Origin of the sequence: Ferribacterium limneticum (genome assembly GCF_020510585.1) — a bacterium.
Classification (GTDB): domain Bacteria; phylum Pseudomonadota; class Gammaproteobacteria; order Burkholderiales; family Rhodocyclaceae; genus Azonexus.
The window spans coordinates 2633439-2656911 of the sequence record NZ_CP075190.1 but is presented as its reverse complement, the minus strand read 5'-3'; the positions used below and the strand labels follow the sequence as shown (position 1 = coordinate 2656911).

Below are 23473 nucleotides of genomic sequence, written 5' to 3'. Positions count from 1 at the left end.
GGTCTGCCGTCCGAAATTTTTCTGCGTGCTATCGAACATAGGAGAGCAGTGGCGGCCGACGCTATCGTCGGCTGACCAGCCGGCTTGCAGTGCCGGCCGGCGGATGGTGGATTTACTCGGCCAGGCTGTCTACGCCGTCGACCAAGTTGTGCCGGATGGCGTAGTGGATCAGGTCGGCGGTGTTGGCCAACTCCATTTTTTCCAGAATCCGCGTCTTGTGCGTGCTGACGGTCTTGACGCTCAGATTCAACTGGCGGCTGATGTCGGTTACCCCGTGGCCGCGGGCCACGAGAAGGAATATCTGGTATTCGCGGTCGGTCAGTCGGCTGTGGGGGGCGCCGCCCGCGGCGCCGGTCAGCATGTCGACGGCCAGTTTTTCGGCCACCGCCTGATCGATGAACAGGCCGCCCCCGGCGACCTTGCGGATGGCCTGGACGAGAAGGGTTTCGGCGCTATCCTTGCACAGGTAGCCGGAAGCGCCGGCTTTCAAGGCGCGCACGGCATAGAGGTCTTCCTTGTGCATGCTGAGGATCAGGATGGGCAGGCGGGGAAATTCGCCCTTGATCTGCTTGATCAGTTCGATGCCGCTCTTGCCCGGCATCGACAGGTCGAGCACGATGGCGTCCCATTTTTCGGCGCGGACCTGGGTCAGGACCTGGTAGCCGTCGCTGGCTTCGCCGCCGACGACGATGTCGCCGCTGTCCTGCAGGATGTGTTTGAGGCCGGCGCGCAGGATATCGTGGTCATCGGCAATCAGTATCCGGATCATTTGCTTTCCCCTTGCTGTTTCGGGAGGCGCGCATCGATGCGCGTTCCTTGTCCCGGCTGGCTGACGATCTCGATACGCCCGCCCAGTATTTTCACTCTTTCCTGCATGCCGAGCAGGCCAAAAGTCTTCTTTTCGCTCGTCGTCACGAAGCCGCAGCCGTCGTCGTCTACGCGCACCCGGATCTCACTTTCACCATCTTCGATTCGGACGGCGACGTGCTGCGCTGCCGCGTGTCGCGCCACATTGGTCAACGACTCCTGGACGAGCCGGAAGATGGCCGTGGCCAGCGGTTCGTCGATTTCGAATTCCTCCCGGTTCATGGTCAGCGTACAGGCGATGCCGGTACGTTCCTGAAACTGGCTGACATGATGCTCAATGGCCGCGGCCAATCCGAGCACATCGAGCATGCCGGGGCGCAGACCTTCCGAAATCCGGCGCAAGGCACTGATCGTCCGTTCGACCAGACCATAAGCCGCTTCGGCGCGTTGCACCACCGGCGGCCCGAGTTGGCCGCATTTTTCCTTGAGCCAGCCGAGGTCGATGCGTAGCGCGGTCAGGGCTTGGCCGAGTTCGTCGTGCAGTTCGCGGGCGATGCCCGAACGCTCCTCTTCGCGGACGGTCTGCAGGAAGCCGGCCAGTTCCTGCAAGCGGGTCTGCGATTCTTGGAGGCAGGCCTGTGCCTCGAGCAACTGCGCGGTGCGCTCGCCGACCCGCTCTTCGAGCCGCGACTGCAGGTGGCGCAGTTCGACATGGGTCCGCACTCGGGCCAGCACCTCTTCCGGCTGATACGGTTTGGCGATGTAGTCGACTGCCCCGAACTCGAAGCCCTTCAACTTGTCGCCCGCTTCGCGCAGGGCCGACAGGAAAATGACGGGAATGTCGCGGGTCCGCGGGTCGGCTTTCAGTCTCCGGCAGACCTCGTAGCCGTCAATGCCGGGCATGCGCACATCGAGCAGGATCAGGTCGGGGGGGCTGGCTTGTGCTGAACGCAACGCCATCCGTCCCTCAAGTGCCGGGCGCACCGTATAGCCCGCCTGGGATAAGAGCTGGGAGAGCAGTTCGAGGGAGGCCGGCGTATCTTCGACGACCAGAATTTCGGCATTCATCTTTATTCCTCTGCTTCGAGAATGCCCAGTACCTGCCAGAGGGCTTGATATTGGCGCGTATTGGCGAATTCGCCAAGGTGTGCGGCGAGTTCGGGATTTTCCCGGGCAACGCGGCGCAAGGCCTCGGCAATTTTTTCCGGGTTCAGCGAGAGCGCCGCCTGCGAAAGGCGAGCCCGTGCTTCGCCGCTCAAGCGGACCAGATCGTCGGCGTTGATCTTGGGGATGGCATTCGGCGAAACGCGCTCAGCCTGCGACATCGGCGCCGGACTGCGGGTCAGATGCAGGGGAAGATGCTTTTCCAGGATTTTGAACAGCTCGTCTTCCTCGAAAGGCTTGCTGAGAAAATCGTCGGCGCCGGTTTGCAACGCTTGCTGCCGGCTCTCTTGCGTCGCATTGGCGGTCAGCACGATGAGGCGTGGCTGCCGGACGCCGCTTCGGCTGCGCAGGCGCTTGATCAGTTCGAGACCCTTGTCGTCGGACAAGAACCAGTCGATGAATACCAGATCCGTCTGCTGGCTGGCGATTTCCGCCTCGGCGTCGGCCACAGTGGCGGCTTCGGCGACGCTGAAGCCGAGCGGCTCGAGTAGCGATCTGACGAGTAGCCGGGCTTCCGGAATGGTGTCGACAATCAGGATGCGTTGGCCGTGATCCGGCGGTTCGATGCCGGTCACGCGCCCCTTTGCCGCGTTGTTCCCCGCCGACTTGCCAGCTGCCACGGTGATCACGAAGCTGAAGGTGGAGCCCTGGTTGGGGGCGGACACCAGTAGCAGTTCGCCGCCCATCATCCGGACGTACTGCTGGCTGATCGTCAGCCCGAGACCGGTTCCTCCCTGGCGCGCGCCGCCGACCTGTTCGAAGGAGTTGAAGATGCGCGAATGATCTTCGGCCCGGATGCCGATCCCCGTATCGGCCACGCTGAACGCCAGTTGCAGGCGGTTATCGCCCGCCTCGCTGGCCTCGACAGCGAGCGTCACCGAGCCCTCCGGGGTAAACTTGATGGCATTGGAAAGCAGGTTGAGCAGCACCTGCCGTAACATGACCGGATCGAGCACCACCAAGCGGGTTGGGGAGCGTAAATCCAGTTTCAGGGCAAGGCCGCTCTGCTCGGCGCGCAGGCTCATCATGTTGACTATGCCGTCGAGCAGTTCGGGCAGATCCACCTCTTCGCTGCACACTTCCATCTTCCCCGACTCGATCTTCGACAGTTCCAGGATGTCATTGATCAGCGTCAGCAGGTGATTGCCGGAATTGTTGATGATCTCGACGTTGCGGCGCTGGGTCGGATTGAGCTGCGGATCTTTTTCCATCAATTGCGAAAAGCCGATCACGGCATTGAGCGGCGTGCGTAGCTCGTGGCTCATGTTGGCGAGGAAAGTCGATTTCGAACGGTTGGCGGCCTCTGCCTCGTCGCGCGCTTCGGTCAGTTCCTCGGTGCGCTGGCGCACCAGGTCCTCGAGGTGTTCCTGGTATTCATGCAAGGCCTTCTCGTTGCGCTTGCGCTCAGAGATTTCCGAAAAGATCGAGATGAATCGCCTTATTTTGCCGTCCGGTCCCTTGAGCGCCTGAATCGATATTTCCTCCGGGAAGATCTCCCCGGTCTTGCGCTGATTCCAGAGTTCGCCGCGCCAATGGCCGACAGTGGTCAGCTGTGCCCACAACTGGTGGTAAAACGCCTCGTCATGGAGGCCGGATTTGAGCAGGCGAGGGTTCTGGTTGATCACTTCATTCCGCGTATAGCCCGAAATGCGGCAAAAGGCATCGTTGACCCACAGTATCCTTCCCGTCGAATCGGTAATGATGGCGCCTTCCGCCATCGCGGCAAACGCCATCTCGTTCTCGCGTCGCTCCTCGTCGCTACGCAGCTTTTCCATGCTGCGGCGATGTGCGAAATAAGCGAAGGTGAACAATGCGGTCAGCCCGAGGATCCAGATCCCGAAATGCCAGTATTGAATGGCCAGCCAAGTCGGTTGCTGGGCCGTGCGATAGGCATTCAGGTTGATCGAGATGGTGGCGCCGCCGCGCAGGCCGCCGACCGGGACCAGCGTATCGCGGTGGCATTCGAGGCATTCCTCTTCCATGCGCATCGGAATCATCGCCCGCATCAGCCCGTGCTTGCCTTTTTTGGGCAGGGCTTCGGTGACCATGTCGCCACCTTGCTCCAGCGCATTCAGCGCCTTCTGTTCCCAGTCGTCCGGCGCGTTGTCCATGTTGCGCAACTGTTTCGAGGTCAGCCGTTCGCGGGTGCCCGCCGCGTTCTGATTGCTTGCCTCCTGAATCGCCAGCAAGAGATGGATTGGGGTAACGGTGACCAGACGCAAGGTTTCACCGTTACTGCGGACAGCCGTTAGCCGTTCTTCTTCATCCAGCGAATTGATGGACGGAATGTGCTCTTCAAGGATGAAGACCCCTTTGGCATTGGAGGCCCATTTCCGGATCGACATGTCTTTCTTGAGATTGGCGACGGCGTCGATGCGGGCCAGTGCGCTGGCCGTCCGGTTCAACTGTTCACGCTGGGTGAGCAGCGAGACGAGAACCAGCGCGGTCCAGATGACGATCGCCAGCAGGACCATCTTGCCGCCCGGCCAACGGCTCGAGAAATTGTTTTTTGATGGCATGTTTGTGGCTCAAGACCCCTGTGGCACTGGTTCTCCGCGATCGTGATGCGGTTCGGAGTTGACGCGGTGAGAATCGTCCAGAGGTTAGCTCAGGCGGGGTATCCACGCCAGTTTACGTAGATTGCTGGAGCAACGAAAAAGGGGCAGATTGCTCTGCCCCCTTATGATTCCCATAAACCTCAGGATGGCTTACTTGACCTTCTTGGCGCCGTTCTGCTCAAGGTAGGTTTTGGCGCGCAAGCCGATGTCGGCGGCCTTGACCTGGTATTGCCAGACTTGCTCAGCCCACAGATTGGCTTGGTCCCAATCCTTCTTGGCGGCTGCGGCTTCGTGCTTGGCCTTGGCTTCCTTGATCTTGCCGAGCTGGTCGGTTGCGTCGTCGACCATGTTCACCACATCCGGGAAGTCCTTGAAGTTGACGCTGGTGATGTAACCAACGACGGAATCAATGACGACCTGGGTGTCAGCAACCTTCTTGACCGTGGCTTTGTAGTCGGCTTCGGTATAGACGGCCTTGGCCGCTTCAACCTTGCCCGGCTTCCAGCCCTTCGGCTTGACCAGCAGGTAACCCTGCATTTCAAGGTGCAGTGCGGAGCAGAACTCGGTGCAGTAGTACGGATACACACCTTCCTTGTCAGCCTTGAACTTGACGGTCACCGTCTTGCCCGGCTCAACCGAAGCGTGCACATTCATGGTCGACACGGTGAAGCCGTGGGTTTCGTCCTGAGCACGTTCGAGGTTGGTCAGGTGGATGGTGATTTCGTCGCCAACTTCAGCTTCGATGGTTTCCGGCGTGATATGCGAGCGGATGAGCGTGCCCTTGACCTCGATCTTGTTGCCCTTCTTGGTCGTGACTTCCTCGCCAGCGCGAACCATGCCCGGATGCGGCTTGTCGGTGCGGGAATCGGTACCGACCTTGTAGCGGACGCCCGGCTTCAGTTTCGAAGCTTCGATGGCGACGACGTAGTGCGGCTCACCCAGCGGCACCGGCATGTCGTACAACAACTGCATCTTGTCGTTCGAAATGTCGATCAGCTGATGGTTTTGCGGATGCAGCGGACCAACCGGCACGAAACGGTCGATGGCCAGCTTGTTGAGCGCCACCAGGTAACGACCCTTCGGATCAGCCGAGTCACCTTCCATGGTCATCAGGTGACCGATGTTGTAGTGCACGGAGATCTTGTCGAGCACCTTGCCATCACAGTGATTCCATTTGACGACCTGCGAATCAACATACAGCGAGGTGTAGGCGATACAGGGCTTGGAGTCATACTGGGTGTGCAAGGGGCCGAGGCCGAGCTGGACCTGGGTATGCAGCGCATCCTTCATGCCGATGACCGGAATACCGTACGGATCCTTGGATTCGAACTTGCCGGCCTTGATGGCGGCCTGGATCTTCTCGAAGGAATAGACGGACACGTGGGTGTCGAGCTTGCCGGCGACGGTCAGGAACTTGCCGTCCGGGGTGACGTCGACGCCGTGCGGCGACTTCGGTTCCGGGACGAGGAAGAGGATGCCTTCCTTGATTGCCGTTTCCATCATCAGCACGTTGTGGCCGTTGATCTTCTTGGCCTTGCCGGCAGCGACCAGTTCAGCCGCCTTCTTCCAGTTGATCACGTGCAGATAGTCGGTGTCCTTGGCGGAGCAACCGGCTTCATACGGCGGACGACCCTTTTCGATACCACCGACGTAACGCTCGGAACAGAAGGAGTTGGTGAAGGACCAGCCATCGGACGGACCCTTACCCGCATCGGACAAGTCCTGCGAGTACGGCGGCAGTTCGAGGGAGAAGGATTCCTTGGCGTTGATGCGGCCTTCCTTGCGGTCGAACTTCCAGTAGGTGATGCCGCCGCGATACTTCTCGTTGAACTCTTCGAGCGGGAAGAACTTCTTGTTCTCAAGCGGCGAGGCGTACTGGGCGGCTTCAATGATGTAGTCGGTGTTCGGCGTGACGAAAGCGCCGCCGTGTTCCGACTTGAAGATCGGGTTGACCACGATCTGCTTGGTTTCGAAGTCACGCAGGTCGATCACGGCGAGGCGCGGATTGGCCTTGTCGTTGATGAACAGGAACTGGCCGTCGTACTTGCCCTGGGTTTCGGAGATGGCCGGGTGGTGCGTATCGCCCCAGTTGATTTCCTTGCCGTCGATGTTGCCCTGGCGCAGCACAGCCTTGGAGTTTTCATCGAAGCCGTAGCCCTGCCACGGTTCCGGCGTGAACACGCCGATGTACTTGAGGATGCGCATGGACGGAATGCCATACACGATGATCTGGCCGGACTGGCCACCAGAGCTGAAGGCGACGAATTCGTCGCGCTTGCCGGTCGGGACGTAGGTCTTCGACGCAGCGAGCAGATCCTGCTGGCTCAGATTGCGCCGCTTCATCACGTCCTGCAGCGATTCGGCCGACCACGCCGTTGCTGCGAAACCGGCTGCCAGCAGCAGCGCGGTAGATTTCACTACAAATTTTTTCATCTCTATTTCTCCCATGAGCACCAGAAGCAAACAACTTCCATTCCCCCATTGCCGCCTGTGACTTGGTGAAGCTGCGACAATTTGCCGCACACTGTATTCTCGGCAGACTGTGAAAGAATTGATGTCTGCTAAATCCAAACAGACGCATTCGGTGAAAATGCGTTGATCGACATGACCCAAGGCCCAGAAGCACACTTGTGAACAAGAAAATATTGATAGACGTCATTGGTCTGGAATTGATCGCGCTGGTCGTTGTCGTTGGATACAAGCTGTCGCCGATGCTGTTGCCGAAAGCCGACGTCACCGTTCAGCCCGATCCCGTCTGCAATCTGCAACGCGAAGCGTGCACCGTGCAGCTGCCGTCCGGCGGCAACGTCACCCTGGCGATGGGTACGCGCCCGGTACCGCTGGTCAAGCCATTCGAAGTTCAGGTCGCGACCGGCGGCTTTTCTCCGGCCCGCGTCGAGGTCGATTTTGCCGGCATCGACATGAACATGGGCTACAACCGTCCGCAACTGGCGGCGCGTGGTGCCGGCAGCTATGCCGCCGAGGTCACGTTGCCGGTTTGCATCACCGGCAGCATGGACTGGCAGGCGACGGTGCTCATCGAAACAGGCAGCGAGCGGGTGGCGATTCCTTACCGATTTTCGACCGGGGAGTCGCACTAAATGGCCGAACGCATACTGATGGCAATCGCCGCCTTGCTGGCCGCGCTGATTCTCGGCGTCGTCCTCTTCTGGCAGCCGGAAATGCCCGAGCGGCCGTTGCCCAAGGCAGTCATCGCCGCCGGCGGCGATTTCACACTGCAGTCGGCGAGCGGCCCTGTGGCGCTCAAGGACTACCGCGGCAAGCTGGTGCTCGTCTATTTCGGCTACACCTACTGCCCGGACATCTGCCCGACCTCACTGGCGGCGACGGCCGAAGGTCTCAAGCAGCTGACGCCCGAGGAGCTGGCCAGGGTGGCGATGATCTTCGTCTCGGTCGACCCGAAACGCGATACGCCCGAGCGCCTCAAGGAATACGTCGACTTCTTCCATCCAGCCATCGTCGGGGTGACCGGCACGCCGGAAAACATCGCCGAAATCGCCAAGCGCTATGGCGTCTTCTACGCCGAGCAGAAGATCGAAACAGCTGGTGGCGGCTACGTCGTTGATCATTCGGCCGATACCTTCATCGTCGCCCCCGACGGTCAGCTGGTCGGCAAGATGGCCCACGCCACGCCGCCGGATCAGGTCGTCGTCGCCATCCGCAAGTATTTGAACCAACCCTGAAGGAGAGTAAGCCCATGAAACAACTGTCCCTGCTTGCAGCCAGCCTGATGTTCTCGGCCGGTGTCCTGGCCGGTGCCGCCGACAACGTTTCCGTGCAGGATCCCTACGTTCGTCTGGCCCCGCCCAACGCCCCGGCGACCGGCGCCTTCATGGTCATCAAGAACAACGGCGACAAGGATGTCAAAGTGGTCAAGGCCGACAACCCGGTCTCCAAAGTCACCGAACTGCACACCCACCTCAACGAGGGTGGCGTCATGAAAATGCGGCCGGTGCCGAGCATCGACATCAAGGCCAAGGGCGAAGCCGTCCTCAAACCGGGCAGCCTGCACGTCATGATGATCGACCTCAAGGCACCGATGAAGGAAGGCGATGTCGTGCCGATCACCCTGAGCTTCGACGATGGCAGCACCAAGCAGGTCGACGCCAAGGTCGTCCGCCCGATGGCCGCGCCGATGCCGGCAGCCATGGAGCACAAACACTGATTTTGATTTTTGCCAATATTTCCGGTTGACCGTGGGAGTCTGCGGTCAGCCGGCTGGCTGAGCATTCACACACTGAACCGGGCTGAAACCATGTTCATGGTTCTATTTGTTCTAATCGTCGTGCTACTGCTCTATTCGTTTTTCGCCTGAGCCACTCAGGTCTTGACCGGCCGTTTCGACAGTTTGAGCTGTATAAACCGTGGTGTCCCTTATTGGTATAGCCGATGAAGTCAGTGCCGTCGTCAATGTACAAGTATTTCGGCCCTGAACGCATGGACGTTCTGAAGGGCTGCATGGTCCGGTATAGCCCTCTGGGAGCATTTAATGACCCTTTCGAGGGGCGCCCTGAGATTTTGTCTGTCACGTCTTCGCAGCAAGCCAAGGAAACACTTCAGGCTGTAATTCCAGAGGCGATAAAAGAAGCCCTCGACTCAGTTCCTGCCGAGTTGAAGGCTCTGATCCCCCAGCACATGCTGGAAACTTGGATGCGGGAACAGATGGCAGCCAAAGAGTCGGAGATGCTGGGCTTCCTGCAATCGCTCACACCGAAAATTCCGCAACTCATGTCGAGCACGTTCGACAAAGCTTTAGGGGCGTTTTGCTTATCCGAAGTGCCGGACAGTCTGCTGATGTGGTCCCACTACGGGGCGAGCCACGCGGGATTCGCCCTGGAGTTCGATGCTCGACACGTGTACTTCCACCAACAGAAAGGGCCTGAAGATGAGTTTCGGCATTTGCGGCGCGTTGAGTATCGGGAAACTAGGCCTAGCGCGAATCTGACGGATTTCGATGGTGTAGATGTTTTCTTGGTGAAAAGTGGGCATTGGGCCTACGAACGAGAGTGGCGAATATTCCGTGCTTTACAAGAAGCGGATTCGGTAATTCCTGCTGAACCCTACAGCTTTCACCTGTTTCGCTTCCCTCCCGACGCACTCCATTCAGTAATTCTCGGGGCTAGAGCCACTAGTGAAACCGAAGATTTGGTAAAGGAGATCTTGCTTGGCAACAGTGAGTTAAGCCATGTCAGGTTAAGGAATGCCCGAGCCGATGATTCCCATTTCCTATTGCGCATCGAGGATTGCCCGGCCTAGCTTTGATAATAAGGGGGCTAGGCCGGATGAAATTTTAGTGTAGTAACCAAGCTATATCTCATTGAAAACTGCTGTTTGAGCGATGGCTGCAACTACGGAAACGGCCGATTCCTACGGTCAACCGGAAAAAATCCCAAATTTTGAAATCAGGTCTTGACCGGCCGTTTCGACAGTTTGCGCTGCAACGTCCGCCGGTGCATTTTGAGGGCGCGGGCTGTGGCTGAGATGTTGCCGTCGTTTTCATTGAGAACGCGCTGGATGTGTTCCCATTCCAGGCGGTCGACCGACAGCGGTTCATCCGACGCGGGGACGTCGAAATCCGGGCTGTCGTCATCGTCGAGGGCGGCGAGGATGGCTTCGACTTCGACCGGCTTTGCCAAGTACTGAACGGCACCGAGTTTCACCGCGTCGACGGCGGTGGTGATGCTGGCGTAGCCGGTCAACACAACAATCCGGCACTCCGGGTTGATGGCCAGCAGTTGCGGGATCAGGGCGAGGCCCGACGTGCCGTTCAGGTTGAGATCAAGTACGACGCGCCCGGCCTGCATTTCCCGCGCTGCCGCCAGCGCCGATGCCGCATCGAGCTCACCGCGGGCCGGGTGGCCGCGGCGTTCCAGCGTGCGGACGAGGATGGCGTTGAAGCTCGGGTCATCGTCGATGATCAGCGTTGGTTCGGTCATGGTTTTATCCGGGGCAGTTCGATGCGGGCAAGGGCGCCCCCGTCTTCGGGATTCAGCAGTGTCAAGGTGCCACCGAGTTGTTCGACGGCGCTGCGCGTCAGCATCAGGCCGACGCCACTGCCGCGTTCGTGCGCGGGAAAGCTGGCCTGGCCGCCGAGTTCAAGCACCTGCTCGGGAAAGCCGGGGCCGCGGTCACGAATCTCGATGCACAGGTTGTCGGTGCACCAGCTCAGGCGTATTTCAAGCGGGATGGTTGTCGCGTTGGCCGCGTTGTTGAGCAGGTTGAGCACGGCTTGTTCGAGCCGTGGGTCGGCGACGATTTCCGGCGCCTCGCCGTCGCTGGCGATGATCAGCCGGCTGCTCGCTTGCGGGCGGGCGGCATGCCAGTTCTGACGTAGCTGATCCAGCCAGCGATTGGCGGCCTGCAGCGGTGCGTTTTCCAGGCGCTCGGCCCCGGCCCGGCGCGACAGGCCGGTGACGATTTCCTTGCAGACAGCGATCTGCTGCAGGAGCAGCCTGAGGTCGTCGCGAACCGGTTCGCCGAGGGTCGGGTCTTTGGTAAGTTCGCCGGCGAGCAGGGCCATGGTGCCGAGTGGCGTGCCGAGTTCGTGGGCGGCGCCGGCGGCCAGCGTGCCCATGGCGACCACTCGTTCATCGCGCAGGCCCTGTTCGCGCGCGGTGGCCAGTTCGGCATCGCGCTGACGAATGACGCGGGTGGTATGAACGATGATCCAGCCGATCATGACGGCCGAGACGACGAAAATCAGCCACATGCCGCCCAGGTGCAGACGCGTCGCGCGCGTCGCGTCGGGCATCGGCAGCGGGACGTAATAGAGCATGAGCAACGAATAGGCGGCAATGGCGACGGCGCTGACGATGGCCACGCAACGCGCCGGCAGGGTCAGGGCGGCGACGGCAACCGGCGGCAGGAGCAGGGAAACGAGCGGATTGGCGGCGCCGCCGCTGAGAAAGACGACGGCGCTCAGCATGCCGATGTCGAAGAGCAGCTGGCTGAACAGTTCGTTGGCCGTGGCGGTTGCCGAGCGGACCACCCGCCACTGGGCGATGGCATTGAACAACAGGGCGATGGCAACGATGCCGAGGAGCGGCACCTGCGGTACGGGAATGTCGAGCAGGCCGGGGCCGACCATGATGAGTTGGGCCAGCACGGCGAGCACTACCCAGCGACCGATAACCAGGCGGCGCAGGTTGGCCAGGTGGTCGGTATTCGCTGTCGTGCACGGGGTAAATGCCATGGGCCGAATTATGCGTGATTTGTGTCAATTTTCAGTCGCTTGAGAGGTGCGACAATTCGCCGCATCGATCTTGGGAGTTGTTTTGCATGCTGAATATCCTGCGTTTCCCCCTCTTTCTCGCCGTGCTTGCGCTGAGCCATCCAGCGGCTGCGGTCGACCTCGAAAAAGGCAAGGAAATCAACGGTACCTGCGCCGCCTGCCACAGCGACAATGGCCAGGGTGGCAAGAAAGGCGAGTACCCGCGCATTGCCGGCCAGCAGGTCAAATACATCGAAAGCCAGTTGCGGAGTTTCCGCTCGCGGACGCGAGTCAATATCCCGATGTTCCCCTATACGCAGGAACGCGAGCTGTCCGATGCCGACATCAAGGACATCGCCGCCTATCTGGCGGGTATCGAGCTGGATACCAAAATGCCGACCTATAAAGGCACGGAGGACGCGCTGACCAAACTGCTGATGGCCGAAAAGGTGATGATCATTCCACGCGCCGAGGGCGATCTGGCCAATGGCGAGAAGCTTTACCAGAAGCAGTGCGCCGCCTGTCACGGCAAGACCGGCAAGGGCCGCGGCATGTTCCCGATGCTCGTCGGCCAATACACCAATTATCTGCAGCGTCAGGTCGATCTCTACCTCAAGGGCGACCGGCCGCATGACGAGGAGGGCACCGTCGGTTTGCTCAATGCCCTCAAGGCGCAGGACATCCAGGACATCCTGGCCTATCTCACGTCGATTCAGGAGCCGAAGGAATGAAACGTGTCACGCTGGCGCTGATGATCTTGCTGGCCGCTTCCGGTGCCATGGCCCACGGCCACCCCGGGCCGATCGACGACAGCGTGCCGGATGCTCAGCGCATCCGCTTCTGCGAACGGGTCCGCGATCATGCGCTGCAGGCTTTTTACAATCGCGACAAGGGTCGGCCGATGAAGCTGTTCGACGAAGACGGCAGCGATGGCGCGCGCATCACCAATCACATCATCCGGCGCATCTACGACGAGCCGCAGATTTCCAGCCCGAAAAAGGCCGAAACCTTCGGCCGGGCGACCTGCAATGAAATGATGGGGACGAAACAGCCGTCAGAGTAGGAAGGGGATGAAGCGCTTGGTCCGCTGCATGTAGTCGGCGTAGGACTCACCGAAGTAGGCCAGGCATTCGCGCTCGTCGGTAACGGCCGTCAGCCATAGCGAAAACGAGGCAATGCCGGCGATGATCGCGCCGATCATGCTCGGGTCCTGGAAGTAGGCGCCCCAGGCCAGCGCCAGCAAGGACGAGTACATCGGATGACGGATGTAGCCGAAGATGCCGTGCGACACCAGTTGCGTCGTTTTCTCGAATTCGTAGAACGAGCCATCGTCGCGTTTGGCATTGGCGGCGCCATGGCGGGTCAGCGTGCGCGCCCCGGCGATGACCAGGAACATGCTGAGCAACATCAGCATCCACGAGGTGAACTGGTGGGGCGAGTAGGGGTCTTCGCCCCACACACTGTGGTTCATGACGATCAGCCCGAGTATGGCCTCCCAGGCGAAGAAGCGAAAGAAACCATGGCTGCCGGGCTTGGCCAGGGCTTTTCGCGAAAGCCAGATGACGACGCAGGAGCCGGCGATAAAAGCAATGAGTTCGTTCATGTCAGTTTGAGAAGGCAGTGGTGAGGGCGGCGATCATGTAGCCGTGGTCGAGGACGCCGGCGCTTTCGCGGATGCTGTGCATGGCCCACATCGGCGAGCCGACATCGACGCTGGGAATACCGAGGCGCGACGCGACGATGGGGCCGATGGTGCTGCCGCAGCCGAGGTCGGTACGGTGGGCGTATTGCTGGCAGGGCACGCCGGCTTTTTCGCAGATGGCCATGAAGCGCGCGGCCGTCTCGGCGCTGGTGCTGTAGCGCTGGTTGGCATTGCTCTTGATGACCGGGCCGGCGTTGACCAGTGCATGGTGGCAGGGTTCGTAAGCGGCCGGGAAATTCGGGTGCCAGCCATGCGCCATGTCGGCGCTGATGAAGAAGCTCTGCGCCAGCATGCGGCGCTGATCTTCACCATCGAGGCCGGCACTGGTAGCGAGGCGGCTGAGCACATCGGCGACGAAACTGCCGCCGGCGCCGGTGGCGCTTTCGCTGCCCACCTCTTCGTGATCGAAGAAGGCGCACAGGCAGGTGGCGGCGGGTTCGGGCGTGGCGAGCAGAGCACTCAGAGCGGCGTGGCAGGAAGCCAGGTTGTCGAGCTGGCTGTTGGCGACGAACTCACGGTCAACGCCCCAAAAGGCGCCTTTTTGCGTGTCGTAGGCGTTGAGTTCCCAGGTCAGCAGATCGCCCGGCTCGACGCCGAGGGCTGCGGCGATGGGCTGGCGGAAGCGTGCTTCGGCTTTCGTGCCGTCTTCGGAGACGCCAAGCAGCAAGGGTAGTTCGGTCTGCTTGTTGAATTTCAGGCCGTTTTCATTGACCTCGCGATTCATGTGAATGGCGAGGTTGGGCAGGCGCAAGAGCGGGTCGGCAAAGCGTACCAGCCGGGTTGCGAAGCCGCCCGGCACGCGGACATTGACGCGCCCGGCCAGCGACAGGTCGCGGTCGGCGAAGGTGGCGAGGATGGGGCCGCCATAGACTTCGACGCCAAGTCGAACCATGCCGGCGCTATCTTCGGCCGGTTTCGGCTTGAGGCGCAGGCCGGGTGAATCGGTGTGGGCGCCGATCAGGCGCAGGCCGGTCGTTGTCGCCGGCTGGGAGCCGATGATGAAGGCGATGATCGATGAACCGCCACGCACGACGTAGCGACGGTCGCCGGCGCTCAGCGTCCAGCGGTCTGCTTCGTCCAGCCGACTGAAACCGGCCGCAGTGAGCCGGGCTTCGCAGGTGTGAACGGCGTGCCAGGGGCTGGGGCTGGCGTCGATGAAATCGAGCAGATCCTGCGTCTGGGCGCGAGTGGTGTCGGGAATATTCATGGCTTCTTGAGTTTCAGCAATTCGAGTAGCTGTTGGGCAACCCGTTTATCATAAAGCATTGCGATGTGTCCGACTGCAGGCAGTTCGACATCGCGCGCGCCGGGCAGGCGCTGGTTGTCCTGCGGCATGACGTAGTTGTCGTAGGCATTGCGCAGGCTGACGGCGGGAATCTTGATCGGTTCGGTCGCCATGTCGCGCAGCCACAGCGAGCCGGGCGTCATCTCGCGGGAATTTTGGCCCAGGGCGATTTTGCTCAGGAGGCTGCCGGAATGTGGTGTGGCCAGCGTGAACAAACGGTCGACGCGCTCGATGCCGTGGCGAGCCAGATAGGAGCGGCAAATCAGCCCGCCCATGCTATGCGCGACGAGGGTTACCTGCTTGCTGCCGGTATCGGCGCAGACTTCCTCGATGCGCTGGGTGAGGAGTGGCACCAGCTTGCCCATGCTGGTGTAGGGTGGCGCCAGGCTGACCGTGGCGACGCTGTGGCCGGCCGCCTCGAGGCGTCGGCGGAGCAGCCACCAGACGCCGCGACTGCAGCCGTAGCCATGGACGAGCAGGATCGGTTTCTGGCCGGGCAGCAGGCGGTCGGCCGGCATCCACAGCCGTTCGAAGGGGATGACGAGCAGGAAGGTGAGCAGGAAGGCGAAGTATTCGCCGGCCATGATCCGGAAGCGTTTGCCAAAGCCAAGCGCGGGGGCTGGCGTGGCGAACTTCATGCCGAAGAACCAGGTCGTCGCGTTCATCCAGAAACGCAGGCCGAGCAGGCAGTTGATCGCTCCGACGACGGCCAGCGGCCAGTCGAGATGCATGACATGGCGGCCGATGTAAAGGTAGCCGCTGATTTCGAGGGCGAGCCAGATGAGCAGCGAGATAGGGACCATGCCGGGTTCAGGCCGCGCTGGTTTCGGGCTTGGGCAGCCACAGGCAGGCGCCTTTTGATTCCTTGTTGATGGCGGCAAGCACTTGTTCGTGTTCGGCCAGTTCTTCGGCCGAGGCGCGGCGAACGGTGAGCGGCTTGCGCTCGCGGACCAGGCCGTCGGCGCCGATGTTCGGGCGCGGCGCGGCATCGGGTTCGATCATCAGCGAGTTCTGGCCACGGGTCATGGCCAGGAAAACTTCGGCCAGCAGTTCGGTGTCGAGCAGGGCGCCGTGCAGGGTGCGGCTGGAGTTGTCGATTTCGTAGCGTTCGCACAGCGCATCGAGGCTGTTGCGCTTGCCGGGGTGGAGGTCTTTGGCCATGCGCAGGGTGTCGGTGACCTTGCCGCAAATGGTACCGACCGGGACGCGGCCAAGGCGGTCGAGTTCGGCGTTGAGGAAGCCGATGTCGAAGGGCGCGTTGTGGATAATCAGCTCGGCGCCGTTGATGAACTCGAGGAATTCGTCGGCGATATCGGCAAACTTCGGTTTGTCGGCGAGGAATTCGAGCGTGATGCCGTGCACTGCTTGGGCGCCTTCGTCGATTTCGCGTTCCGGGTTGAGGTATTTGTGCAGGTGGTGACCGGTGAACCGGCGGTTCACCATCTCGATGCAGGCAACTTCAATGATACGGTGGCCCGAGCGCGGGTCGAGGCCGGTGGTTTCGGTGTCGAGGACGATCTGTCTCATGCTGCTTCCCTGTTTCTCAATTCATCGATGCCACGATTGGCCAGGGCATCGGCCCGTTCGTTTTCCGGGTGGCCGGCATGGCCCTTGACCCAGACCCATTCGAGCTTGTGCAGCCGAACCTGGGCGTCGAGCAGTTGCCACAGATCGGCATTCTTGACCGGCTTCTTGTCGGCGGTTTTCCAGCCGTTCTTCTTCCAGCCGTGGATCCACTCGTTGATGCCCTTCATGACGTACTGCGAGTCGGTGTAGATCCTGCCGCCAACCGGCCGCTTGAGGGCTTCGATGGCGCGGATGGCGGCGGTCAGTTCCATGCGGTTGTTGGTTGTTTCCTTCTCGCCGCCCCACAGTTCCTTCTCGTGCTGGCCAAGGCGCAGGATGGCGCCCCAGCCGCCGGGGCCGGGATTGCCCTTACAGGCACCATCGGTAAATATTTCAACGATTTCTTCAGCGGCCATGGCCTTCCTTTTGGGCGATCGGGCGCAGCGCCTTGGCGCGCACCGACTTGTTTCGCCAGTTGGGGGTGATCAGGTGCATGCCGTGCACGCGCTTGATGGCGCGCAGCACGTACACGCCGCCGGAAAAATGCCACCAGCGGTTGCCGGCCGTTTCGATGAACTGCCAGCGTTGCACCCATTTGAGTTGTTCGACCGGCGGGATGTAACAGCCGAACTGGCCGCGGTCGACTTCGAAACTGAGCAATTTTAGCCAATCCTTGAGGCGATTCAGCGACAGGTAGCTGCCGTTCCACGGAAATTCGTCGCTACAGTCGAATTTTCGTTTCAGGCCCCACAGCGACAGCGGATTGAAGCCGATGATGATGACCTGTCCTTCGGGAATCAGGATGCGCTCGACTTCGCGCAATATCTGGTGCGGCTCGTCGCTGAATTCGAGGACATGCGGCAGGACGACGAGGTCGGTGCTGAGCGAGGCGAAGGGCAGGGCAGCGCAGTTGCAGAGCAGGTCGACTGCACCGTATTCGCCGGCCTTCAGGCGCAGCGGAATGCGGTTGGAACGCAGGAAATCGCCCTGCGGCAGGCCGAGTTGCAGGGCATGAAAACCGAAAACATCGGGCACGGCGGCATCGAGCTGGCGCTGTTCCCAATCCAGCACATAACGGCCGGCTGCGGTCGACAGCCAGGCGTCGAGCCCGGGAATTGACATCCGGGGCGCTGCGCTCGATAGTTCCGGTATGTTTGAAATTTCGCTCATTCCCGCGTTCAAGGACAATTACATCTGGCTACTGACCCGCGGCAAGCGTGCCGTCGTCGTCGATCCTGGCGATGCAGCCCCGGTCATTGCCCGTCTGGAAGCGGACGATCTGACGCTGGAGGGCATTCTGATCACGCATCACCATGCCGATCACCAGGGTGGCGTCGCCGAACTCAAAGCGCGCTGGCCAGTTGAGGTTTTTGCACCGGCCAATGAGTCTATCACAGGCTGCACGCGTCCACTTTCGGGTGGCGAGCAGATCGATGTGCTCGGCCAGATGGTCGATGTCATGGCCGTTCCCGGGCATACCTTGGGGCATCTGGCCTACCTCGCGCCGGGTGCACTGTTTTGTGGCGATACGCTGTTCGGCGCTGGCTGCGGGCGGCTGTTCGAGGGCACGCCGGAACAGATGTCGGCTTCGCTCGACAGCATCGCGGTATTGCCCGACGACACCCTGGCTTATTGCGCCCACGAGTACACCGAGATGAATCTGCGTTTCGCGCTGGCCGTCGAGCCGGAAAATGCTGCCTTGCAGGCGCGCGTGGCGAAGGTTGCCGTGCTGCGGGCGGCGGGCCGGCCCAGTGTGCCGTTGACGCTCGGTGAAGAGAAGGCGACCAACCCTTTCCTGCGCTGCGCCGAGCCGACGGTCATTGCTGCAGCGGAAAAGCAGAATCCCACGGTCAACCGGAAAAAAGCCGCAATTTTCAAAACGATACGCAGCTGGCGAAACGACTTCTAGGGTATCGCCCTACGGCTTGGCCTGACGGACGCGGTTGCTGACCTTTTCCAGCGTATCGAGCACGCGGGCCGCATTGAAGGGCTTGATGATGAAGCCGCTGGCGCCGTTCATTATTGATTCCTGAACGGTTTCCGGGTCGGAATTGCTGGTCACCATGACGACTTCGGTAGCCGGATTGGCCACCTTGATTTCGCACAGCGCTTCGATGCCGTTCTTCTCCGGCATCACGACGTCCATGCAGACGATGTCCGGTTTCAGGCGATCGACGACATCGATGGCCGCTTGCCCATTGCGGGCCTCGCCGACTACGTCGTATTCCTCGCCACGCAACATGGCGCGCAGAATGCTGCGCATCATGTCGTTGTCGTCAGCGATGACGATGGAGATGCGTCGCCTGGCCATAACTTCAGGCGGCGTCAGCCCGGCAGAGGCAGTCCCGACCCTGTCGTTTCGCCCGCAGAAGAGCTTTGGCGGCGGCCTGGATGAGGTCTTCGGGCGGGTTGTCGAAGCCGGGAGCGGCTGAGGCGAGTCCGATGCTCAGGGTGACCAGCCCGCCGGGCGACGAGGCATGCTCGATATTGAGTTCGCGGATGGCCTGACGGATTTTTTCGGCCACAATCAGGGCCCCGCCGATGGTGGTTTCGGGCAGGACGACGGCGAACTCCTCGCCACCGTAGCGCGCCACGATATCCGACGGCCGTTCGGTATTCTGGCGAATGACCCGGGCGATCCGGCGCAGGCAGTCGTCGCCCGCCTGGTGACCGTAGGTGTCGTTGTACAGCTTGAAATAGTCGACGTCGCACATCATCATCGCGATGCTGTTCGAGTGACGACGCGCCCGGCGCCATTCGATGGAAATTGTCTCGTCGAAGTAGCGCCGGTTGGCGACGCCGGTCAAACCATCGCTCGACGAAATGCGCACCAGTTCCTGATTGGCGGCATCCAGCTTGCGGGTGAGGCCGATCAACGACGAACGCATGAGGACAATGCGCTGCATGGCCCTGATCTTTGCGCCGAGAACGATCTCGCTGACCGGCTTGAGTAGGTAATCATCGCCACCGGCGGCGATTCCCTTTTCAATGCTGGCCTCGTCGTCACGAGATGACAGGAAAATGATGGGCGTCCATTCACCCGGTGTTTCCGTCGCCCGGATGCGCTGGGCGAGCAGATAACCATCCATGTCGGGCAGGGAGAGGTCGAGCAGGACGAGATCCGGTCGCGTCCGCGCGAATTTTTCCAGTGCCTCGTCGCCGGTAGCAGCCGAGAGCGTCTGAACGCCCAGTCTTTCCATCTGCTCGACGGGCAGGTGGTAGGTGGAGCGACTGTCTTCGACGACGAGAATTTTCATGGTTTCTGCCGGGGCTCGATCAACGCAGTCTAGCGGCAATATCGGTTGAAGAAAACCAGTGCGGCAATAGAAATGGTGATGGCGGCAGCAGCCCAGCCAATCCCTCCGTACAGCGCACGCCTGGCCTGATAGTGAGCGGCACGTTGCTTGAACTGGAAATAGCGCTGGAATTCGCCCAAAGTCAGCAAGGCGGTGAACATGAAGAAAATCATGCCGCAGAACATGAAGATGATGATGCCGTTGGTCAATTCACGGCAGGCTCCGGCTGTGCGGTTGAGATAGAGCAGGATGCCGTCGGTACGGAAGGCAAAGCTGCCGATGAAAAAGGCAAGTCCGGCAAAAAGGCTGATCAGGCCGATGACCAGCCAGGTCTGCCAGCGCTTGAGTTGGACGATTAGCCTGGATATTTCTTCGATGAACCACTTCATGTGTTTTTGCTGATATTTCTAGTGTGGTGGTGTGCTAAATTTGGCGGATATACAACAATAAAGGCAGATTATCATGGCCGAGCCAACTGCAAACAATTCAGCAACAATGTCACGCCTCGCCGGGGCGCTCAAGTCACCGCGTAGCAAGCGAATTGGAAAATGGCTGGCGGGCATTTTTGTGGTTTTCGGGGTGCTGGGATTTTTTGCCGCGCCCCCGCTGCTCAAGTCGATTTTGCAGAAACAGCTCTCGGAGCAACTCCACCGCGAAGTCAGCATCGAAAACATCGATATAAACCCGTACGGTTTGTCGCTGAAGGTCAATGGTTTTTCCATCAAGGCTGAGGGCAGCAAGGAAGTGGCCGGTTTCGACGAACTCTTCGTCAATCTTTCTTCGGCCTCCATTTTCAAGCTGGCTGCTGTTGTCGATGAAATTCGCCTGCAAGGCTTGCGCCTTGCCGTGTCCCGCGTTGCCGAGGGGCGCTACGATATTTCCGATCTGCTCGACGAGTGGATGAGGCCCAAGGACGAGCCGGATACCGGCACGCCACGCTTTTCGGTGAACAACATCCAGTTGATCAACGGCAAGATCGTTTTCGATGACCAGCCCAAGGGCAGAGTGCATACGATCAGCGACATCAATCTGGCGCTGCCTTTCGTTTCCAGCCTGCCCTATCAGGTCGAAATTCTGGTCAAACCTTTGTTTTCGGCCAACATCAATGGTTCCCCTCTGGCCCTGACCGGTGACAGCAAGCCGTTTTCGGGAACACATGAAAGTAATCTGAATCTAGATCTGGATCGCTTCGAACTGGCCGGCCTGCAACCCTACCTGCCTGATTCGCTGCCTTTCCGGCTGAAGTCGGGAACGCTCGATACCGAACTGAAGGCGATGTTCAAGGAGGTTTCGGACCAAGTTTATTCGGTCTCGGTCGTCGGTGCTGTTCATGTTTCCGGACTGGCGCTGACCGAAAGCGAAGGCCAGCCGCTGCTTGGCTGGAAGCGCCTGGATATTGAACTCGACAATGCCGACCCGATCAACAGCAAGGTTGCTCTCAAGCGCGTTGGGCTCGATGGGCTGGATGTCGCTCTGGCGGTCAATAAGCAGGGGGAGTTCAATGTCATGCGAGTTGTCGACCGGCTGGCCAAGCCGGTTGCGGCAACGCCGGAGCCCAAGCCGGTCCCCGCCAAACCGTTTGAATGGTCGCTCGGCGAGTTCGCCCTGACCAACGGCCTGATCCGCTGGCAGGACGACTCCAATCTGACGCCGGTGGCCGGCGAAGTACGCAATCTGCTGGTCAGCGTCGGCAAGGTCGATAGCAAGCTGATCGAGCCGATCGAAATTGGCGAAGTTAGTTATCAGATCGATCTCGGCGAGCGTTTCCGCGTCGAGAAAATGGCCATCAAGGGCATCAAGGTCGATTTGCCGACCCATCGGGTCGATATTGCCGAAGTGACCAACAGCGGAACCCGCGCCCGCATGCTGCGCAACAAGGCCGGCAAGATTGAGTGGGTCAGTTCGCCGGTGCTCAAGGTGGTCAGGGCGACCAATGCCGAGAAGGACACCAAGGCCAAGGCAGTGGCCGAAGCAACCGGAACGCAGGAGTGGATCGGCAAGGTCGGCAAGCTGAGCATCGAAGATCTGGGTTTCCATTTTGAGGATCGCTCCCTGCAGCAGGTGGCGGTGCAGGACATCGAGGGATTCAATCTGCTTGGCCAGGAGCTGACCAACGAGCCGAACAAGAAGGGCACCATTTCGCTAAAGACCAAGATCAACAAGAAGGGCACCCTGAATGTCGATGGCAGCCTGCAGATCTATCCGCTCGATGTCGCGGTCAAGGTCGATACGGTGGCCATACCGCTGCTGCCGCTGGAGCCTTATTTCGGCCAGTTCCTCAATATTTCGCTGACGCGTGGCCAGGTATCGAACAAGGGCGAAGCGACGGCCAAGCTCGATACGGCAGGCCTCAAGGCCGGCTACAAGGGTTCCTTCACGCTTGGCGACTTTGTGGCGGTGGACAAGCTGAACAGCGCCGATTTCCTCAAGTGGAAATCGTTGTATTTTGGCGGTATCGACTTCCGGCTTGAGCCGATGGTCATCAACATCGGCGAGATCGCTCTGACCGATTATTTTTCGCGACTGATCCTCAACAAGGAAGGCAAGCTCAACGTCGCCGAGATCGTCAGGAAGCCCGAAGGCGAGGCGGTCGCAGCCAGGAAAGAAGAGGTCAAGCCGGAAACGGCCAAGGGCGAGACGAAGGTGGTGATCAAGGAGTCCGGACCGGCCAAGCAGCCGATCCCGATCAAGATTGGCAAGATCACCCTGCAAAATGGCACGGTCAATTTCTCCGACCTTTTCGTCAAGCCAAACTACACGGTCAATGTAACCAAGCTCGGCGGACGGGTGACCAATCTGTCGTCAGCGGCCGATACCGTCGCCGATATGGAACTGCGTGGCCGGTACGCCAACTCGGCACCCGTCCAGATACTGGCCAAGCTGAATCCGCTGGCGGCCAAGTCCTATCTTGATCTCAAGGCTGAAATCACGGGCGTCGATCTGGTCGGTTTCTCGCCGTATTCCGGCAAGTACGCCGGCTACGCCATCGAGAAGGGCAAGCTGTCGCTGACCGTCGCCTACAAGCTGGAGAACAACCAGTTGTCGGCCGAGAACCGGCTTTTCATCGACCAGTTTACCTTTGGCGAGCGGATCGAAAGCGCGGATGCGACCAAGCTGCCGGTCAATCTGGCGATTTCGCTGCTCAAGAATAACCGTGGCGAAATCGATCTCAATCTGCCGATTTCCGGTTCGCTCGACGATCCGCAGTTCTCGATTGGCGGGCTGATTATCAAGGTCATCGTCAATCTGTTCGTCAAGGCCGTCACTTCGCCATTTGCGCTGCTTGGCTCGATGTTCGGCAGTGGCGACGAGTTGTCCAGTGTCGAATTCGCCGCTGGCCGTGCCACACTCAACGACACGGCGGGCAAAAAGCTCGAAGCACTGGCCAAGGCGCTTAACGAACGCAATGCGCTGAAGCTCGAAATCACCGGCCGGGCCGATCCGGAAGCCGACCGGGAAGGTGCCAAGCGCGCTGCCCTGGAACGCGCCATGCAGGCCGAAAAGCTCAAGGATCTCAAGAAGGCTGGCGAAGGCAAGTCGCTCGAAGAAATCGAGATTGCTCCGGAGGAAAGCACGGCCTACCTGACCCGCGCCTACAAGGAAGCCAAGTTCCCGAAGCCGCGCAACATGATTGGTCTGCAGAAGGATTTGCCGGTAGACGAAATGGAGAAATTGATGCTGGCCAACTTGCCGGTCAGCGATGACGACGTCAAGGCGCTGGCCGCGCGCCGGGCCGAGGTGGTTCAAGGCTGGCTGGTCGACCAGGGCAAGGTGCTGCCGGAACGGGTTTTCCTCTTGCCGCCGAAAGTTGGGGCTGATGAAAAGGGTAAAGCCAGCCGTGTTGATTTTTCGCTGAAATGAGTC

At 60.3% G+C, this 23473-nt stretch carries 23 protein-coding genes; 8 read left to right on the top strand and 15 right to left on the bottom strand.

What is annotated here, in order from left to right; translation table 11 throughout:
- Positions 1 to 112 precede the first annotated feature (112 nt).
- From KI613_RS12920 to nosZ, 4 genes are all read right to left on the bottom strand, one after another.
- Positions 113 to 769 (bottom strand): response regulator, encoded by a 657-nt coding sequence (locus KI613_RS12920; protein ID WP_226400095.1) that lies wholly within the window; start codon positions 767 to 769, stop codon positions 113 to 115.
- The gene (locus KI613_RS12915) at positions 766 to 1875 is read right to left on the bottom strand and encodes an ATP-binding response regulator (RefSeq protein ID WP_226400094.1); all 1110 of its coding nucleotides are present in this window, start codon (positions 1873 to 1875) and stop codon (positions 766 to 768) included. Before KI613_RS12915 ends, KI613_RS12920 begins: the two co-directional genes overlap by 4 nt.
- A 2-nt stretch (positions 1876 to 1877) precedes the next feature.
- Positions 1878 to 4490: an ATP-binding protein gene (locus KI613_RS12910; RefSeq protein ID WP_226400093.1), complete on the bottom strand. Its 2613-nt coding sequence runs from the start codon at positions 4488 to 4490 to the stop codon at positions 1878 to 1880.
- A gap of 189 nt (positions 4491 to 4679) precedes the next feature.
- Positions 4680 to 6962, bottom strand: coding sequence for a Sec-dependent nitrous-oxide reductase (nosZ, locus tag KI613_RS12905; RefSeq protein ID WP_226400092.1), 2283 nt, complete (start codon positions 6960 to 6962; stop codon positions 4680 to 4682).
- A gap of 197 nt (positions 6963 to 7159) precedes the next feature.
- Here nosZ and KI613_RS12900 point away from each other — a divergent pair, with 197 nt between their 5' ends.
- From KI613_RS12900 to KI613_RS12885, 4 genes are all read left to right on the top strand, one after another.
- Complete coding sequence (locus KI613_RS12900; RefSeq protein WP_226400081.1) at positions 7160 to 7630, top strand: hypothetical protein; 471 nt, start codon at positions 7160 to 7162, stop codon at positions 7628 to 7630.
- On the top strand, positions 7631 to 8233 hold the full coding sequence (locus tag KI613_RS12895; RefSeq protein WP_226400079.1) for an SCO family protein: 603 nt from the start codon (positions 7631 to 7633) through the stop codon (positions 8231 to 8233).
- A gap of 14 nt (positions 8234 to 8247) precedes the next feature.
- Positions 8248 to 8715: a copper chaperone PCu(A)C gene (locus tag KI613_RS12890; RefSeq protein ID WP_226400077.1), complete on the top strand. Its 468-nt coding sequence runs from the start codon at positions 8248 to 8250 to the stop codon at positions 8713 to 8715.
- A gap of 245 nt (positions 8716 to 8960) precedes the next feature.
- A complete protein-coding gene (locus tag KI613_RS12885; RefSeq protein WP_226400075.1) occupies positions 8961 to 9806 on the top strand; it encodes a DUF2971 domain-containing protein in 846 nt (281 codons plus the stop codon).
- Between the two features lie 146 nt (positions 9807 to 9952).
- On the opposite strand, the gene KI613_RS12880 is transcribed toward KI613_RS12885, so the two are convergent.
- Both KI613_RS12880 and KI613_RS12875 read right to left on the bottom strand, forming a co-directional pair.
- Positions 9953 to 10486, bottom strand: coding sequence for a response regulator transcription factor (locus KI613_RS12880; protein WP_226400074.1), 534 nt, complete (start codon positions 10484 to 10486; stop codon positions 9953 to 9955).
- On the bottom strand, positions 10483 to 11742 hold the full coding sequence (locus KI613_RS12875; RefSeq protein WP_226400073.1) for an ATP-binding protein: 1260 nt from the start codon (positions 11740 to 11742) through the stop codon (positions 10483 to 10485). The genes KI613_RS12880 and KI613_RS12875 overlap by 4 nt, the downstream gene beginning before the upstream one ends.
- Before the next feature lie 86 nt (positions 11743 to 11828).
- On the opposite strand from KI613_RS12875, the gene KI613_RS12870 reads away from it, so the two are divergent.
- On the top strand, positions 11829 to 12491 hold the full coding sequence (locus KI613_RS12870; protein ID WP_226400072.1) for a c-type cytochrome: 663 nt from the start codon (positions 11829 to 11831) through the stop codon (positions 12489 to 12491).
- Positions 12488 to 12823, top strand: a complete 336-nt coding sequence (locus KI613_RS12865) for a hypothetical protein (RefSeq protein ID WP_226400071.1) — start codon at positions 12488 to 12490, stop codon at positions 12821 to 12823. Before KI613_RS12870 ends, KI613_RS12865 begins: the two co-directional genes overlap by 4 nt.
- Here the strand turns inward: KI613_RS12865 and KI613_RS12860 are convergent.
- The 6 genes from KI613_RS12860 to KI613_RS12835 are packed head-to-tail and all read right to left on the bottom strand — an operon-like array spanning position 12815 to position 17435.
- Entirely contained in the window at positions 12815 to 13363 is a 549-nt protein-coding gene (locus KI613_RS12860) for a methyltransferase family protein (protein WP_226400070.1), read from the bottom strand. The two genes, KI613_RS12865 and KI613_RS12860, sit on opposite strands and share 9 nt — an antisense overlap.
- Position 13364: 1 nt before the next feature.
- On the bottom strand, positions 13365 to 14669 hold the full coding sequence (locus tag KI613_RS12855; protein WP_226400069.1) for a M18 family aminopeptidase: 1305 nt from the start codon (positions 14667 to 14669) through the stop codon (positions 13365 to 13367).
- Positions 14666 to 15550: a lipase family alpha/beta hydrolase gene (locus KI613_RS12850; protein ID WP_226400068.1), complete on the bottom strand. Its 885-nt coding sequence runs from the start codon at positions 15548 to 15550 to the stop codon at positions 14666 to 14668. The genes KI613_RS12855 and KI613_RS12850 overlap by 4 nt, the downstream gene beginning before the upstream one ends.
- A gap of 7 nt (positions 15551 to 15557) precedes the next feature.
- Positions 15558 to 16274: a DNA polymerase III subunit epsilon gene (gene dnaQ, locus KI613_RS12845; protein ID WP_226400067.1), complete on the bottom strand. Its 717-nt coding sequence runs from the start codon at positions 16272 to 16274 to the stop codon at positions 15558 to 15560.
- Positions 16271 to 16729 carry a ribonuclease HI gene (gene rnhA, locus KI613_RS12840; protein ID WP_226400056.1) on the bottom strand — a complete coding sequence of 153 codons (459 nt, stop codon included), beginning with the start codon at positions 16727 to 16729 and terminating at the stop codon, positions 16271 to 16273. Before rnhA ends, dnaQ begins: the two co-directional genes overlap by 4 nt.
- Positions 16719 to 17435 (bottom strand): methyltransferase domain-containing protein, encoded by a 717-nt coding sequence (locus KI613_RS12835; protein ID WP_226400054.1) that lies wholly within the window; start codon positions 17433 to 17435, stop codon positions 16719 to 16721. Before KI613_RS12835 ends, rnhA begins: the two co-directional genes overlap by 11 nt.
- Positions 17436 to 17463: 28 nt before the next feature.
- On the opposite strand from KI613_RS12835, the gene gloB reads away from it, so the two are divergent.
- A complete protein-coding gene (gene gloB, locus KI613_RS12830; RefSeq protein WP_226400052.1) occupies positions 17464 to 18222 on the top strand; it encodes a hydroxyacylglutathione hydrolase in 759 nt (252 codons plus the stop codon).
- A 9-nt stretch (positions 18223 to 18231) separates the two neighbouring features.
- On the opposite strand, the gene KI613_RS12825 is transcribed toward gloB, so the two are convergent.
- The 3 genes from KI613_RS12825 to KI613_RS12815 are packed head-to-tail and all read right to left on the bottom strand — an operon-like array spanning position 18232 to position 19998.
- Positions 18232 to 18624 carry a response regulator gene (locus tag KI613_RS12825; protein WP_226400047.1) on the bottom strand — a complete coding sequence of 131 codons (393 nt, stop codon included), beginning with the start codon at positions 18622 to 18624 and terminating at the stop codon, positions 18232 to 18234.
- A gap of 4 nt (positions 18625 to 18628) precedes the next feature.
- Positions 18629 to 19570, bottom strand: a complete 942-nt coding sequence (locus tag KI613_RS12820) for a GGDEF domain-containing response regulator (RefSeq protein WP_226400046.1) — start codon at positions 19568 to 19570, stop codon at positions 18629 to 18631.
- A 29-nt stretch (positions 19571 to 19599) separates the two neighbouring features.
- Positions 19600 to 19998, bottom strand: coding sequence for a hypothetical protein (locus KI613_RS12815; protein WP_226400045.1), 399 nt, complete (start codon positions 19996 to 19998; stop codon positions 19600 to 19602).
- 106 nt (positions 19999 to 20104) lie between these two features.
- Between KI613_RS12815 and KI613_RS12810 the strand changes: the two genes are divergently transcribed.
- Positions 20105 to 23470 (top strand): DUF748 domain-containing protein, encoded by a 3366-nt coding sequence (locus KI613_RS12810; RefSeq protein ID WP_226400044.1) that lies wholly within the window; start codon positions 20105 to 20107, stop codon positions 23468 to 23470.
- Positions 23471 to 23473: the final 3 nt, after the last annotated feature.

Excerpts from the sequence above, each read along its gene's own strand:
- KI613_RS12920 (WP_226400095.1), bottom strand. The coding sequence starts at position 769 with ATGATCCGGATACTGATTGCCGATGACCACGATATCCTGCGCGCCGGC.
- KI613_RS12915 (WP_226400094.1), bottom strand. The coding sequence starts at position 1,875 with ATGAATGCCGAAATTCTGGTCGTCGAAGATACGCCGGCCTCCCTCGAA.
- KI613_RS12910 (WP_226400093.1), bottom strand. The coding sequence starts at position 4,490 with ATGCCATCAAAAAACAATTTCTCGAGCCGTTGGCCGGGCGGCAAGATG.
- nosZ (WP_226400092.1), bottom strand. The coding sequence starts at position 6,962 with ATGAAAAAATTTGTAGTGAAATCTACCGCGCTGCTGCTGGCAGCCGGT.
- KI613_RS12895 (WP_226400079.1), top strand. The coding sequence starts at position 7,631 with ATGGCCGAACGCATACTGATGGCAATCGCCGCCTTGCTGGCCGCGCTG.
- KI613_RS12890 (WP_226400077.1), top strand. The coding sequence starts at position 8,248 with ATGAAACAACTGTCCCTGCTTGCAGCCAGCCTGATGTTCTCGGCCGGT.
- KI613_RS12885 (WP_226400075.1), top strand. The coding sequence starts at position 8,961 with ATGTACAAGTATTTCGGCCCTGAACGCATGGACGTTCTGAAGGGCTGC.
- KI613_RS12880 (WP_226400074.1), bottom strand. The coding sequence starts at position 10,486 with ATGACCGAACCAACGCTGATCATCGACGATGACCCGAGCTTCAACGCC.
- KI613_RS12875 (WP_226400073.1), bottom strand. The coding sequence starts at position 11,742 with ATGGCATTTACCCCGTGCACGACAGCGAATACCGACCACCTGGCCAAC.
- KI613_RS12870 (WP_226400072.1), top strand. The coding sequence starts at position 11,829 with ATGCTGAATATCCTGCGTTTCCCCCTCTTTCTCGCCGTGCTTGCGCTG.
- KI613_RS12865 (WP_226400071.1), top strand. The coding sequence starts at position 12,488 with ATGAAACGTGTCACGCTGGCGCTGATGATCTTGCTGGCCGCTTCCGGT.
- KI613_RS12860 (WP_226400070.1), bottom strand. The coding sequence starts at position 13,363 with ATGAACGAACTCATTGCTTTTATCGCCGGCTCCTGCGTCGTCATCTGG.
- KI613_RS12855 (WP_226400069.1), bottom strand. The coding sequence starts at position 14,669 with ATGAATATTCCCGACACCACTCGCGCCCAGACGCAGGATCTGCTCGAT.
- KI613_RS12850 (WP_226400068.1), bottom strand. The coding sequence starts at position 15,550 with ATGGTCCCTATCTCGCTGCTCATCTGGCTCGCCCTCGAAATCAGCGGC.
- dnaQ (WP_226400067.1), bottom strand. The coding sequence starts at position 16,274 with ATGAGACAGATCGTCCTCGACACCGAAACCACCGGCCTCGACCCGCGC.
- rnhA (WP_226400056.1), bottom strand. The coding sequence starts at position 16,729 with ATGGCCGCTGAAGAAATCGTTGAAATATTTACCGATGGTGCCTGTAAG.
- KI613_RS12835 (WP_226400054.1), bottom strand. The coding sequence starts at position 17,435 with ATGTCAATTCCCGGGCTCGACGCCTGGCTGTCGACCGCAGCCGGCCGT.
- gloB (WP_226400052.1), top strand. The coding sequence starts at position 17,464 with ATGTTTGAAATTTCGCTCATTCCCGCGTTCAAGGACAATTACATCTGG.
- KI613_RS12825 (WP_226400047.1), bottom strand. The coding sequence starts at position 18,624 with ATGGCCAGGCGACGCATCTCCATCGTCATCGCTGACGACAACGACATG.
- KI613_RS12820 (WP_226400046.1), bottom strand. The coding sequence starts at position 19,570 with ATGAAAATTCTCGTCGTCGAAGACAGTCGCTCCACCTACCACCTGCCC.
- KI613_RS12815 (WP_226400045.1), bottom strand. The coding sequence starts at position 19,998 with ATGAAGTGGTTCATCGAAGAAATATCCAGGCTAATCGTCCAACTCAAG.
- KI613_RS12810 (WP_226400044.1), top strand. The coding sequence starts at position 20,105 with ATGTCACGCCTCGCCGGGGCGCTCAAGTCACCGCGTAGCAAGCGAATT.